The organism is Rhizobium sp. 32-5/1 (assembly GCF_029537235.1).
Classification (GTDB): Bacteria; Pseudomonadota; Alphaproteobacteria; order Rhizobiales; family Rhizobiaceae; genus Pararhizobium.
Genome location: NZ_CP120638.1, coordinates 4,140,466 through 4,153,201 on the forward strand (window position 1 = coordinate 4,140,466; position 12,736 = coordinate 4,153,201).

9 protein-coding genes and 2 pseudogenes are annotated in these 12,736 nt (G+C 61.9%); 7 read left to right on the plus strand and 4 right to left on the minus strand.

Going from position 1 to position 12,736, the window contains the following annotated elements; translation table 11 throughout:
• Nucleotides 1-50: 50 nt before the first annotated feature.
• A complete protein-coding gene (locus P6U16_RS20760) occupies nt 51-521 on the minus strand; it encodes a hypothetical protein (RefSeq protein ID WP_277703930.1) in 471 nt (156 codons plus the stop codon).
• 409 nt (nt 522-930) lie between these two features.
• A pseudogene (uvrB, locus tag P6U16_RS20765) lies at nt 931-3,856 on the minus strand (excinuclease ABC subunit UvrB).
• Nucleotides 3,857-4,006: 150 nt separating this feature from the next.
• Between uvrB and P6U16_RS20770 the strand changes: the two are divergent.
• From P6U16_RS20770 to P6U16_RS20780, 3 genes are all read left to right on the plus strand, one after another.
• A complete protein-coding gene (locus P6U16_RS20770) occupies nt 4,007-4,636 on the plus strand; it encodes a hypothetical protein (protein WP_277702038.1) in 630 nt (209 codons plus the stop codon).
• Nucleotides 4,637-4,727: 91 nt separating this feature from the next.
• On the plus strand, nt 4,728-4,976 hold the full coding sequence (locus P6U16_RS20775; RefSeq protein ID WP_277702039.1) for a hypothetical protein: 249 nt from the start codon (nt 4,728-4,730) through the stop codon (nt 4,974-4,976).
• Between the two features lie 5 nt (nt 4,977-4,981).
• Nucleotides 4,982-5,932 (plus strand): hypothetical protein, encoded by a 951-nt coding sequence (locus P6U16_RS20780; RefSeq protein WP_277702040.1) that lies wholly within the window; start codon nt 4,982-4,984, stop codon nt 5,930-5,932.
• 17 nt (nt 5,933-5,949) lie between these two features.
• Here P6U16_RS20780 and P6U16_RS20785 read toward each other — a convergent pair whose 3' ends face one another.
• A complete protein-coding gene (locus tag P6U16_RS20785) occupies nt 5,950-7,959 on the minus strand; it encodes an EAL domain-containing protein (protein WP_277702041.1) in 2,010 nt (669 codons plus the stop codon).
• Between the two features lie 198 nt (nt 7,960-8,157).
• Here P6U16_RS20785 and P6U16_RS20790 point away from each other — a divergent pair, with 198 nt between their 5' ends.
• Complete coding sequence (locus P6U16_RS20790; RefSeq protein WP_277702042.1) at nt 8,158-8,511, plus strand: DMT family protein; 354 nt, start codon at nt 8,158-8,160, stop codon at nt 8,509-8,511.
• Nucleotides 8,512-8,586: 75 nt separating this feature from the next.
• Nucleotides 8,587-9,345: a hypothetical protein gene (locus P6U16_RS20795; RefSeq protein ID WP_277702043.1), complete on the plus strand. Its 759-nt coding sequence runs from the start codon at nt 8,587-8,589 to the stop codon at nt 9,343-9,345.
• 41 nt (nt 9,346-9,386) lie between these two features.
• Here P6U16_RS20795 and P6U16_RS20800 read toward each other — a convergent pair whose 3' ends face one another.
• On the minus strand, nt 9,387-9,773 hold the full coding sequence (locus P6U16_RS20800; RefSeq protein WP_277702044.1) for an acyl-CoA thioesterase: 387 nt from the start codon (nt 9,771-9,773) through the stop codon (nt 9,387-9,389).
• Between the two features lie 220 nt (nt 9,774-9,993).
• Here P6U16_RS20800 and P6U16_RS20805 point away from each other — a divergent pair, with 220 nt between their 5' ends.
• The gene (locus tag P6U16_RS20805) at nt 9,994-11,808 is read left to right on the plus strand and encodes a methyl-accepting chemotaxis protein (RefSeq protein ID WP_277702045.1); all 1,815 of its coding nucleotides are present in this window, start codon (nt 9,994-9,996) and stop codon (nt 11,806-11,808) included.
• Between the two features lie 164 nt (nt 11,809-11,972).
• Nucleotides 11,973-12,583: pseudogene (locus P6U16_RS20810) on the plus strand (Kazal-type serine protease inhibitor domain-containing protein).
• Nucleotides 12,584-12,736: the final 153 nt, after the last annotated feature.

Consider the following 12,736-nt stretch of genomic DNA (forward strand, 5'->3'; position numbering starts at 1 on the left):
AGGCCCGAGGATGACAGCGGTGGGGTGTCGGAATCCTTCCGCTTCGTTCCCTACCGCGCGCCCTCAAACAGTGCCCGCAAACTCCACGGATACTCGCCCTGCTGGTTGGCGATGTCGTCGACTTTCCAGCTGCCGTGTTCCCAAACCAGGGTGTAGTAGAGCGTCACGGCGTCGAAGTTGCGGAACTGGACTTCGAGTTCGGCGGTCTTGCCGAGGATGATCGGTTCGCCGATCTGGAGTTCGGTGGCTGTGCCATCCTGACCTGAAATCACGGGGTCGAAATCGATGGCGCCGAGTTCGCCTTGCGGGGTGCGGTCGATATCGGCCTGCCACAGCGCATTCAGCCCGTCGGAGAAGAAGGGCGAATAGACGGAGGGGGCATTTTCGTCGGTCTGGCTGGTTTCGTAGCTGTAGAGCGCCTCGATCAGCGCCTGCGGCGTTTCATAGGGCTCGGCTGCGGCCGGAAGCGCGATGAGCGTGGTGATGAGGGCTGCGACGAGGCGCAGGCTTGGCAGTCGCAGATTTGGCAGGCGCAGATTTTGCAGGCGCATGGCGGGTGTTTCCTCCGGTTTGGTATGCGATGCGTAGCGCAGCGGGGGGGGACGCCATGGTGCATTTTGGGGGTGTGGTGGCTGGCTCTCTCTTCTCCCCAGTGGGGAGAAGGTGGCCCGAAGGGCCGGATGAGGGGGCCGGGAGGCATATTCCGGATTTGCGGAGAGCCCCTCTCATCGCCTCGCATGCGCTCGGCACTTCTCCCCGCTGGGGAGAGGGTTGTTTTCGGCGGTTCAGATGGTGTTCGGGGTTGGCACCCCCTCTGTCAGCTTTGCTGACATCTCCCCCACAAGGGGGAGATCGGTCCGTGTGTGTCGTCGGCTATGGTCGTCACCCCACCGCGGCGCGTTGCGCCGACCCTCCCGCTCAACAGGAGGGTTATTGGCCGGGTTTTCCGGTCTTGCCCTTGGTCTTCTTCTGGCGCTTGACGTCGCCGGCATCCTCGTAGGAGCCGGCGCCCGGTTTCGCGCGGATGAGGGGGCGGGGGTCGTCGGCGGGCTGGCGCTTTTCGGACTGGCCCTGCAGCAGGGGTTTTTCCGGGAGTTTGCCCGTGGTGTTGAGCGGCTTTTCGGTGCGGCCGACGGTCATTTCGTCGAGGTCGTTCTTGCGGAACAGCGAGCGGCTGGGTTGATCTCCCCTTGTGGGGGAGATGGCCCGAAGGGTCAGAGGGGGTATGGCGGCAGATTCGGCGTTCGAGGTGGGCTTACCCCCTCTGTCCTGGCGGACATCTCCCCCACAGGGGGAGATCGACTCGCGGCTGGCCTTGCCGCTCTTCTTTCCTCCGCCTTCCATAGCCTTGGCTTCTTGCCGCGCCATGGGATCGTCCATGACGGCCAGTTCGGCGGCCTTGAGGCGTTTGATTTCGTCGCGCAGGCGGGCGGCGGTTTCGAAGTCGAGGTCGGCGGCGGCGTTGCGCATCTGTTTTTCGAGCGCTTCGAGATGGGCGGCGAGGTTGTTGCCGACCAGGCTGGTGATACCGCCCTTGACGCCCTTGATGCCGATATCGGCGCGGACATGGTCGCGCTCGTAGACCGAGTCGAGAATGTCGGAGATGCGGGCTTTGACGGATTCCGGGGTGATGCCGTGTTCGGTGTTGTAGGCGACCTGCTTTTCGCGGCGGCGGGCGGTTTCTTCCATGGCGCGGGTCATCGATCCCGTGATCTGGTCGGCATAGAGGATAACCTTGCCGTCGACGTTTCGCGCCGCACGGCCGATGGTCTGGACCAGCGATGTCTCGGAGCGCAGGAAGCCTTCCTTGTCGGCATCGAGGATGGCGACGAAGCCGCATTCGGGGATGTCGAGTCCTTCGCGCAGGAGGTTGATGCCGACGAGGACGTCGAAGGCGCCGAGCCTGAGATCGCGGATGATCTCGATGCGCTCCAGCGTGTCGATATCGCTGTGCATATACCGGACGCGAACCCCTGCTCGTGCAGATATTCGGTGAGGTCCTCGGCCATGCGCTTGGTGAGCACGGTGACCAGCGTGCGGTAGCCGGCGGCGGCGGTCTCGCGGATTTCGCCCAAAACGTCGTCGACCTGGGACTTGGCCGGGCGGACTTCCACCGGCGGATCGATCAGGCCTGTGGGGCGAATGACCTGTTCGGCAAAGACGCCACCGGCCTGTTCCATCTCCCAGGCGGCGGGGGTGGCGGACACCGCGATGGTTTCGGGGCGCATGGCGTCCCATTCCTCGAAACGCAGCGGGCGATTGTCCATGCACGACGGCAGGCGGAAACCGTATTCGGCGAGCGTCGCCTTGCGCCTGAAGTCGCCCCGGTACATGCCGCCGATCTGGCTGACGGAGACGTGGCTTTCGTCGATGAACAGGAGGGCGTTGTCGGGGATGTATTCGAACAGGGTCGGCGGCGGCTCGCCGGGCTGGCGGCCGGTGAGGTAGCGCGAATAGTTCTCGATGCCGGCGCAGGAGCCGGTGGCCTCCAGCATCTCGATATCGTAGCGGGTGCGCTGCTCCAGTCGCTGGGCTTCCAGCAGGCGGCCGCCCTTTTCCAGCTCGGCCAAGCGGAGCTTGAGCTCTTCCTTGATCGACTTGATCGCCTGGTTGAGCGTCGGGCGCGGCGTGACATAGTGGGAATTGGCGTAGATTTTTACGCTTTTCAGGTCGTCGGTCTTGTGGCCGGTGAGCGGGTCGAACTCGGTGATGCTATCGATCTCGTCGCCGAACATCGAGATGCGCCAGGCGGCATCCTCAAGGTGGGCCGGGAAGATCTCGATCGTGTCGCCGCGGACCCGGAAAGAGCCGCGCTGGAAATCCATGTCGCGGCGCTTGTATTGCTGCGCAACGAGGTCGGCGAGAAGCTGGCGCTGGTCGAGCCGGTCACCGACCTGCATCTGGAAGGTCATGGCGGTGTAGGTCTCGACCGAGCCGATACCGTAGATGCAGGAGACCGAGGCGACGATGATGACGTCGTCGCGCTCGATCAGCGAGCGGGTGGCCGAGTGGCGCATGCGGTCGATCTGCTCGTTGATCGATGATTCCTTCTCGATGAAGGTGTCGGAACGCGGCACATAGGCTTCCGGCTGGTAGTAGTCGTAGTAGGAGACGAAATATTCGACCGCATTGTTCGGAAAAAGTTCTTGAACTCGGAATAGAGCTGCGCCGCCAGCGTCTTGTTGGGTGCAAGGATGACGGCGGGGCGCTGGGTCGCTTCGATCACCTTGGCCATGGTGAAGGTCTTGCCCGAGCCGGTGACGCCGAGCAGGACCTGGGTGCGGTCGTGATTGGCCAGACCCTCGACGAGGTCCTTGATGGCGGTCGGCTGGTCGCCGGCGGGCTCGAAATCCGACTGCATGACGATCTTGATGCCGCCTTCGGATTTCTCCGGGCGGGCCGGCCGATGCGGGGTCCACATCTTGCCGTCCTTGAACAGCGGATTGCCGCTCTCGATCAGTGCCGACAGCGCCTCGACCGTGGCGGTGACGCCACCGGACGCGAGGCTTTCGGCCTCCTCCAGCGAGGTGTCCATGCCGGAGACGGGATTGAGGCCGGCGGCCGCGCGGGCCTTGGGATCGGACGTGCCGCCCATGGATGTGCCGCGACTGCTTCTGCTCGCTCCCACACCATCCTTAGACTTCTCGTCTTTGGCTTTCTGCGCGGCGATCTCGACCTTCTTGCGGTGTTTTCCCGCCTTGGAGGCGACGTCGTGGCGGGTCTCGATCGTCTCGGCCTCGGCCATGCGCTGCAGTTCGTTGGCCCAGTCGGAGACGGAGCCTGAGAGCGGGGCGCCCTCGAACGAAGCCTGCGGGGCTTCCTCGAAGCCTGATGATTTTTTCGGTGCTTTCGACATGCCGGGAATATGGAGAGAGTCCGGCGGAAAGGGAAGAGGGAATGAGTACAAAAAGGCAACGGCGCGAGAGGCATGCGCGGCGCCTGCCGGCCATCGCAGCATCTTGCCGCCGTCCCGCCGCGTGGTAGGATGATTGAGGGGGATCGTGCGATGGATCAGGCATTCGATGAAGCATCCGTCATGCCCGATGCGGCGGCGCTGGAGACCGTGCACCGGGCAATCGAAGCGTATAATGGCGAGCGCCCGGCCCGCGAACGGGCGATGCAGAATCGCGTGACCATCGTCATGGGCGGCTTCGTCCTCATCACGGGCTGTATCCTGCTGTTGCTTTTCAATTCCGGACTGAAGGACGGTTTCGGTATCGCCTGCGGCGTCGCTTTCTTCGCAGGTTGGCAGCTCTACGAGCACTGTCTCAAGCCGGCGCGGGAATTCCAGCAGAACCTGCGCGACCGCATGCTGCCGGTCATCTTCGGCTTCGTCGAGCGGGTGCAATACAGCAAGGGCACGACCCCGCGCTTCATGGAGCGTTTTCCGAAAGAGGCGCTGCTGAAATACGCCAATGCCATTCATGACGATGCGGTTTCGGGTGTCTACGACAATGTCCGCTTCATGCTGTCGGAAACGGAACTGACGACGGGCGGCAAGAACAAGACGGTGCTGTTCAAGGGCGTCATCTTTCACTTCCTCCGCGATGACGCCTTTCCGGGCATTCTGGCGGCGACGAAGCGCCCGGGCGGCTTCCAGAAATTCGTGGAGAATTTTTCAGCACCGGGCCGCTGAACGTCATCGAGAGCGGTGATCCGCGTGCCGATGCCAGCCACGAGTTCCGGACCAACAATATCACCGCGGCAAAACCGCTGGTCGAGGGGAGATGGTTTCGGCGCTCGACTATCTCTCGGGTGTCTGGCCGACCGACGTCGTGCGCATCGCGCTGTCCGGCCACGAATGTTTCCTGCTGGTGCCATCCAAGAAGAATTTCTTCGAACTCCCTGATATCGCCCATGACATCAATTTCGATGCCCATGTCCGGCCGATGATCCGCGATCTGGTGACGCTTCTGGTCACGGCCCGGCTGGTCAGCCGTATCGGGATGAAGGAAGAGCCGGGGTCGGAGTCCTAATCCCGATGCTGCTGGACGAAAAGACGATCATGCCGTCCGGGGAGGTGCTAGAGGCCGTCAAAGCCGCCATCGCCGACTATAACAGCGGCCGACCCGCCATGCTTCAGGACCTGCAGAGGCGGTGGGTATCGACGATCCTGCCCTATGGGGTCATCGCCATTGCCGTGGTTATTGGCATCCTCGTCTCCGTCGAGCGACCGGTCGTCCTCGGCTTCATCATTCCCTTGCTCGCTGCCATAGGCTGGTTCATCCGGCATGAGGCCGGCCGGCCGATGCGGGACTTCCGCCAAAGCCTGCGCGAACGCATGCTGCCGAAGATCTTCGCCTTTGCCGGACCGATCAAATATGCAAACGGCATTTCGCCGCAGTTCATGCGGAGATTGCCGACGCCGGGCCTCGTGCGCTTCAAGGGGGCGATATACGACGATCTAATCGCCGGCGTTTACGAAGGCATGGATTTCACGCTGTGCGAAATGCGCCTGACGACCGGAGACGATAACAAAACGGTGTTCAAGGGCATCATCGTCTATTTCAATCCGGCCCATGCTTTCCCGGGACGCCTGTTTGCCGCCAAGCGTGTTGAGGGCCTGCAGGGTTTTCTCGACGATATCCTGGCCGACAGGTCGTTAACGACGATGCCGGTCGACCGGGGCGACCTAGACCATCTCTATGTGTTTCGCACCGATCGTCCCGACGATGCGAGTCCGCTGTTAACCGGATTGATCATTCCGGTTCTGGACTATCTGGCGAAAGACTGGCCGGATGGTATTCCCCGTCTTGGCCTCGCGGGTGCTGACGCTTTCCTGATGGTCGCGACGGAGAAGGATTTCTTTGAACTGCCGGATATGCACCGCGATATCAACTATGAGCACCATGTGTTGCCAATGATCCGCGATCTCGTCAGCCTGCTGGCGACTGCGCGCCTCGTCAGCAAAATCGTCATGCCGCCGCAATAACGCGCAGTGCGCATTTTTTATTGGATACGCGATGCCCCGACCAGCGGTCTGCCAGGCCCTGGATGGGTTTCGATCCATCCTGGAATGTCGTCTACCGGCATCGGGCGTCCATAGTAGTAGCCTTGGACTAGACGGCAGCCGAGCATGCGCAGAACCTCGGCCTCCTCGGCCGTTTCGACACCTTCGACCACGATGTCGATATCGAGGGCATGGCCGATGCCGATCAATGCCGAAATCAGCGCCTGGTTCTGGCGGCTGGCGGCGATGCCGGTGACGAAGCTGCGATCGATCTTCAGCCTGTCGATGCGCAGGCTGACGAGATAGGCGAGCGAGGAATGGCCCATGCCGAAATCATCGACGGCAAGTCGAAATCCGGCCTGTTCGAGCCGGGCAAGTTCCTCACCGGCGATGACCGCGTCCAGCGTCGCTTCCTCGGTGATTTCGACCTCAAGTTTCGACGGGTCGATGCCGGACCCGGCGACGATGGGGGCCAGCATGGCCGAGAGGCTGTAGGTCGAAAATTCGCGAGGCGAGACGTTGATGGCGACCGAGGCCTCACCGAGCCCAAAAGCAGGCAGTCGCTGAATAAGGGCAACAGCGGATAAAGCAATGTGGCGGGTCAGCCGTTCCGACATATGCAACGTATGCGCAGCAAGCACGACCTCCGGTGGACTGACGGGGCCGAGCGTCGGATGGCTCCAGCGCAACAGCGCCTCGAAGCCAACGATGCTGCCGTCGGAAAGGGCCACCTGCGGCTGGAAGAAGACCTTAATGCCGTCATTTGCAATGGCATCAGCAAGGCCGGTTTCGATCAGTCGCTGGCGATCGATCCGGGCCTTGAGGTCGGGATTAAAGATGCTGAGGCGTCTGCGGCCGCCTTCCTTGGCGGCATATAGGGCGATATCGGCGCTGGCGAAAAGCTCCTCCGCCGTATGCCCATGATCGGGGAACAAGGCAAGGCCCGCGCTTGTGCCAACGATGGTGGGGCGACCGTGAATCAGAATGGGCAACTCCGCCGACGCCATTATGCCGGCGCCGATTGCCTGCGCGCGTTCGGCAGCATCCATGCCATCGATGATGACAGCAAACTCATCCCCGCCAAGCCGGACAACGCGATCGTGTGCACCGCAAAGCCGGGCGAGGCGTGCGCTCACCTCGACCAGAACCTTATCGCCGGCGCCATGGCCCATCGTATCGTTTATCGCCTTGAAACGATCAAGGTCGATGATCAGAAGCGCGATCGGTCGCGGATCGCTGTCTTGGTCAGCGACAAGGGCGTGGAGGTGGGCATTGAAAAGCGCCCGGTTACCCAGGCCTGTCAGAGGGTCGAGACGCGCCAGGGTCTCCAGCTGGGTGTTCGAAAGCTGGATTTCCTGGTTGGCATTCGACAGGGATTCAGCAAGCGTAATCGCCTGCAGGCGATCTTGCTGACTGCGGATGAAATTTGCCTGGCTCATGCCGCTGGCGCGCACCATCATGACCGACAGGAGCAGGACATCGAGGGCAATCACGCCGGAGAGGATCGTTGCCTGCTGTATCAGAAGAAACATGGTTGCCGCGAGCGGCGGTCCGCCAAACAAAAGCGCGGTGCGCGAATGGGCCGTGCTCTGCATCAGGGCGCCCGCGGAAATGCCCGCGATAATAAAGATGACATAGGCATTCGCGCCCTCTGTGGTCAAACCGCCGCTCAGAAATGGCGCCACTGCCCAAACCAGGCCACCCAGATATGCGCCTGATGACAAGAGCGAAAGTGTTCGCTCCGGATCTCGCTCCGGCAGGTTGTCTCGTTTGATGAAGATAACCGTGACGAGGCGCGTCATGTTGAGCATCACAACGACACCGAGCCAGATCAAGATGGATGGCGCGGGGTTATACAGCCAGAGAACGATAGCGGTCGTCGCGGCGATAAATGAGTTCGAGACAAGCGAAAGCGCCACGCCGCCCAGCACAGAAAGGGCCTGAGCCGTCTTGATTTGCTGCGCGATCGTTGTGTCATCCGGAACTGTCCGGACCCGCTGCTCCATCATCACTCCAAATCACACCCTAGCTTGCATATTTCGGTTGTGCCTCATATACCCCTATACCTATAATTTTGCTTTAACCGGCTGCGCACGAATTCGGGGGAATGGCTGTAGCGAACGGTCCATAGGCAGAAAAACGCCGCTTGACCTCATCTCCGAAGGAGTTAACTCAGGGTCATCGACGATCTTTCCAGGAACCTTCCAATGCCATTCACGTTTTCGTCCGCCGCGGTCTTGCCGATCGTGCTTTTGGTATTTTCCAACATCTTCATGACGTTTGCCTGGTATGGGCACCTGAAATATACATCCTCGCCGCTTTACATGGCCGTTATCGCCAGTTGGGGCATCGCATTCTTCGAATACTGCCTTGCGGTACCCGCCAACAGGATCGGCCATGAAGTCTATTCGGCCGCTCAATTGAAAACCATGCAAGAGGTGATCACCCTAGTGGTCTTCGCGGGATTTTCGGTCTTCTGGCTGAAGGAATCCTTGACCTGGAACCATGCCATCGGCTTCTGCCTGATCGCCGGCGGGGCCGCCTTCGTGTTCAAGGGGTAGTTCAAGCAGCAACAGGCCCCGGAGTCAGGCGTTCTCGACGTACGTTTTCCGACCGTCGTATGGTACAGGATCGTCATGATTCTCCTGAAGCTGACGCTGGTGCCTTTCTTTCTGTTCGTCGTGTCCATGGCTGCTGTTCGCTGGGGGCCGGCAGTTGCGGGATGGCTTGCCGGACTGCCGATCGTGACGGGGCCGATCCTGTACCTTCTGGTCCTGGATCATGGCGGGGCATTTGGCGTCACCGCTGCAACCGCCGCGCTGTCCGCGATCCTGGCATCGGAAGCTTTCAACCTGGCCTATGCTTGGACATGCCGCCGGAACCCTTATGGTGTTGCGGCCGTAGCGGGGCTTGTCGTATGGCTGGCTGCGGCCATGGGGCTGACGGCTTTGCCGGCCACCCCGGCCTTCGCCATCGCCGCTGCTGTGTTGGGCGTTGCATCGGCGCAAGTCTTTCTGCCGCGCACGAATGCCGCCGGCAGACCCATATCGATCACCCGCACTGATCTTGTCATGCGCATGGTTGCCGGTGCTGTCCTGACGCTTGCCGTCACGATGCTGTCCTTCTCGCTAGGTGCACAATGGAGTGGCGTGCTCAGCGTTTTCCCGCTGCTCGGACTGATTTTGTCCATCTCTTCCCAGCGCGCCCACGGCCCTGATTTCGTGGTGCGGCTGTTGCGCGGCATGGTGCTGGGACGGTTGTCATTCGCGGCCTTCTGCCTCTGCTTGATCTGGCTCTTGCCGAGCCAGAATGCCGCGATCGCGTTTCTGATCGCGTCCGTCGTCTCCTGTCTGGTGCAATGGGCAAGCCGGTGGCTGGCTGTTGGCATCCGGTGAGCCGAACCGTGTGCCAGCGCACATCAAGGTGCGGGTTGCCGCTATTCCGCCGGAACGGCCTTCGGTTTTCCATTCTCGTCAAGCGCGACCATGATGAACAGGGCGTCCGTGACCTTTTCCATGCGGTCGGAGAGGTAACGCTGGGCCCAGGCCTCGACCTTCAGCGTGATCGAGGTGCGGCCGATCTTGACGATATCGGTGTAGATACACATCGTGTCGCCGATCTTGACCGGCAGTTCGAAGGCCATCTCCTTGACGGCGGCGGTGACGACGCGGCCGCGGGCGCGCTCGGCGGCGCGCATGCCGCAGGACAAGTCCATCTGCGCCATGACCCAGCCGCCGAAGATATCCCCTGCAGCATTGGCATCGGCCGGCATGGCCAGCGTTCGAAGCGTCAGTTCGCCGCCGGGTTTCGTGGGTAGGGTCATGGATTTTCCTCTGGTTGTCGGCCGATGAATACGCGATCCCTTCGGCGTGGGGAAGCCGTTGCTGGCGGCGAAGAGCAGCTTTCCCAAGTCGGCGGGCAGCAAAAGCGTTGCCAAAAGGTAAAGAAATTGCCTCGAATTCTAATGGCGATTTTCGAGAGAGTTTGGAAACGGGTTTTCGTTAGCCTTGCGAATTAATTGTATCCAGGACGCCGGGGTTGCCATGAAGAATTTCCGAATTTCGACACGCCTATACGCTTTGGTGGGGCTGGCCCTTTTGCTGGTGGCCTCCGTCCTCACTTTTGTGGAGCTGCAATCGCACGAGGGCATGGTGGCCGAGCGCAAGGCCATGTTGTCGGCCATGAACGAGAACGCGGTCGCGGTTTTCTCCGCCTATCACAAGCTTGAGGAAGCCGGAACGCTGACGCGCGAGCAGGCCCAGACCCAGTCGCTCGATGCCATACGGGCGATGCGCTATCAGGAGAGCGGCTACTTCTGGGTCAATGACATGCACCCGACGATGATCATGCACCCGATCAAGCCGGAGCTCGACGGCAAAGACCTGACGCAGAACAAGGATCCGAACGGCTTTCATCTTTTCGTCGGCTTCGTCGACAAGGTGAAGGCGGAGGGCAAGGGGTTCGTTGACTACTACTGGCCGAAGCCGGGCGCGGACGAGCCGGTTCTGAAATATTCGCACGTCGCGGGCTTCGCGCCCTGGGGCTGGGTGGTTGGAACCGGCGTCTATGCGGATGACCTCGAGGTCATGTTCTGGGATAAGGCTCTTGTCGCGCTTGGGCTGGCACTGGTCGGAACGCTGGCGCTCCTGGCGGCGGCCTTCGCCATCGTGCGCAGCGTCGTCGGACCGGTAAACCGCCTGAAGGACGCCATGGGTGCGATCGCCAACGAAAATGTTTCGTTCGACGTGCCGGAAACCGGGCGCAAGGACGAAATCGGCCAGATGGCCGAGGTGCTGGTCGTGCTCAAGGATTCGGTTGCCGAGCGCATCGCGCTTCGGGTGCGGGAAAAGGAACAGCAGGAAGCCCTGGACGAGGAACGTCAGGGTAATGAGAGCCGCAAGCAGCAGCAGGCACGCCTGCAGAGCGAGGCGATGACAGCCATCGGCGCGGCGCTTTCGCGGCTGGCGCAGGGTGACCTGACGACGGATATCGAGCAGCTTTCGCCGGAATATTCCAAGCTCGCCGACGACTTCAATGCCGCCGCGGCATCGTTACGCGACGTCATTCGCGCGATCTCCCGCTCCAGCGATGTCGTCAACGGCAGCGCCGGCGACATTTCGGAGGCCACCGGCAATCTTTCACGCCGCACCGAACAGCAGGCGGCAGCGCTTGAAGAAACGGCCGCTGCGCTCGACCAGATCACCTCGACGGTGCGCAGCGCCTCCGAGCGGGCCATCGAGGCCCGCGACATGGTCAACGAGACGAAGGGCAGTGCCACCAAGTCCGGCGACATCGTCCGCAATGCAATTGCCGCGATGAGCAGGATCGAGGGATCGTCGAGCCGCATCAGCCAGATCATCGGCGTCATCGACGAGATCGCCTTCCAGACCAACCTTCTGGCGCTGAATGCCGGCGTCGAGGCAGCGCGGGCAGGGGAAGCCGGTCGCGGTTTTGCCGTCGTTGCCCAGGAAGTGCGCGAACTTGCGCAGCGCTCGGCATCGGCTGCCAAGGAGATCAAGGATCTCATCCGCACATCCGCCAGCGAAGTCGAGACCGGCGTGTCGCTGGTGCGCTCGACCGGTGAGGCGCTGAGCGAGATCGAGACGCTCGTCAACCGGGTCAATGACACGGTTGCTTCCATCGCAACGGCTGCCCGTGAACAGGCAACCGGGCTGCACGAAGTCAATACGGCCGTCAACAGCATGGACCAGATGACCCAGCAGAATGCCGCCATGGTCGAAGAGACGACCGCGGCCAGCCAGACGCTGGCGCAGGAGAGCCGCGAGTTGAAAACGCTGCTCCAGACATTCCGGCTGGCGGACGATACCCGGTCGGCAAACTATGGCAGGGCAGCCTGATCTAAAAATCCTATGCCCCTTGAAGCTGGCCCGCATTCGCAAGGATGCGGGCCTTTTCCGTTGGAGGCGGGTTTCCGACTCGGTTGAAATCATGCCATGCCTGCAGCCATTGCAGCGCGGACGATCGACGGTCGCTTGTTCGCTGCTTTTCTGAGGAGTTTCCAATGACGTCCATTCGACGCCTTGCCGCCCGTTTTGCCGGCCTTTTCATGTTGTCGACCGGCGTGCTTTCGGCCTGTACGGTGGTGGTCGATGAACCACGCCCCCGGCCGCAACCATCCGTACCGCAGATGTGCACGATGGAGTTTGCGCCTGTTTGCGGCCAGCGCGGGCCGCGACGCCAAACCTTCCCGAATGCCTGCCAGGCGCGGGTCGATGGGTTTGAGGTCATCGGACGCGGCGAATGCCGAGGGGCGGACCGCCCGGATGAGGGGCGTCCTGACGGTAGGCCGGAGGATCGGCCACAGATGTGCACGCAGGAATTCGACCCGGTCTGCGCCCGTCGCGGCCGCCGCGAGCAGACTTTCCCGAATGCCTGCACCGCAGAAGCGGACGGGTTCCGCGTGGTCGGTCGCGGCGAATGCCGTGGCGAGGGGCGTCCGGACAACCGGCCGGACGAGCGTCCGGAAAGCCGCCCGGACGATCGGCCGCAAGCCTGCACCCGCGAATTCGCACCGGTCTGCGCGCGGCGCAGGGAAATATCCAGACCTTCCCGAACGAATGCGTGGCGCAAGCCAGCGGTTTCCGGGTGATTTCTGGCGGGGGATGCCGCTGACGCGCTGACTGCTGGTTCCGTCCCCGTCTGGCCTTTGAGCGGGCTTGCCACCCCGAAGAGTGGCATCCTGCTCGAAAGGGTTCGTTTACGCTGTTTGCATAAAATGCCTTCAGAAGCCCGCTTTCTGCGTGTCGTGCCCGCCTTCCGACAGGA

Excerpts from the sequence above, each read along its gene's own strand:
- P6U16_RS20790 (WP_277702042.1), top strand. The coding sequence starts at position 8,158 with ATGCCATTCACGTTTTCGTCCGCCGCGGTCTTGCCGATCGTGCTTTTG.
- P6U16_RS20795 (WP_277702043.1), top strand. The coding sequence starts at position 8,587 with ATGATTCTCCTGAAGCTGACGCTGGTGCCTTTCTTTCTGTTCGTCGTG.
- P6U16_RS20780 (WP_277702040.1), top strand. The coding sequence starts at position 4,982 with ATGCTGCTGGACGAAAAGACGATCATGCCGTCCGGGGAGGTGCTAGAG.
- P6U16_RS20785 (WP_277702041.1), bottom strand. The coding sequence starts at position 7,959 with ATGATGGAGCAGCGGGTCCGGACAGTTCCGGATGACACAACGATCGCG.
- P6U16_RS20775 (WP_277702039.1), top strand. The coding sequence starts at position 4,728 with ATGGTTTCGGCGCTCGACTATCTCTCGGGTGTCTGGCCGACCGACGTC.
- P6U16_RS20800 (WP_277702044.1), bottom strand. The coding sequence starts at position 9,773 with ATGACCCTACCCACGAAACCCGGCGGCGAACTGACGCTTCGAACGCTG.
- P6U16_RS20770 (WP_277702038.1), top strand. The coding sequence starts at position 4,007 with ATGGATCAGGCATTCGATGAAGCATCCGTCATGCCCGATGCGGCGGCG.
- P6U16_RS20805 (WP_277702045.1), top strand. The coding sequence starts at position 9,994 with ATGAAGAATTTCCGAATTTCGACACGCCTATACGCTTTGGTGGGGCTG.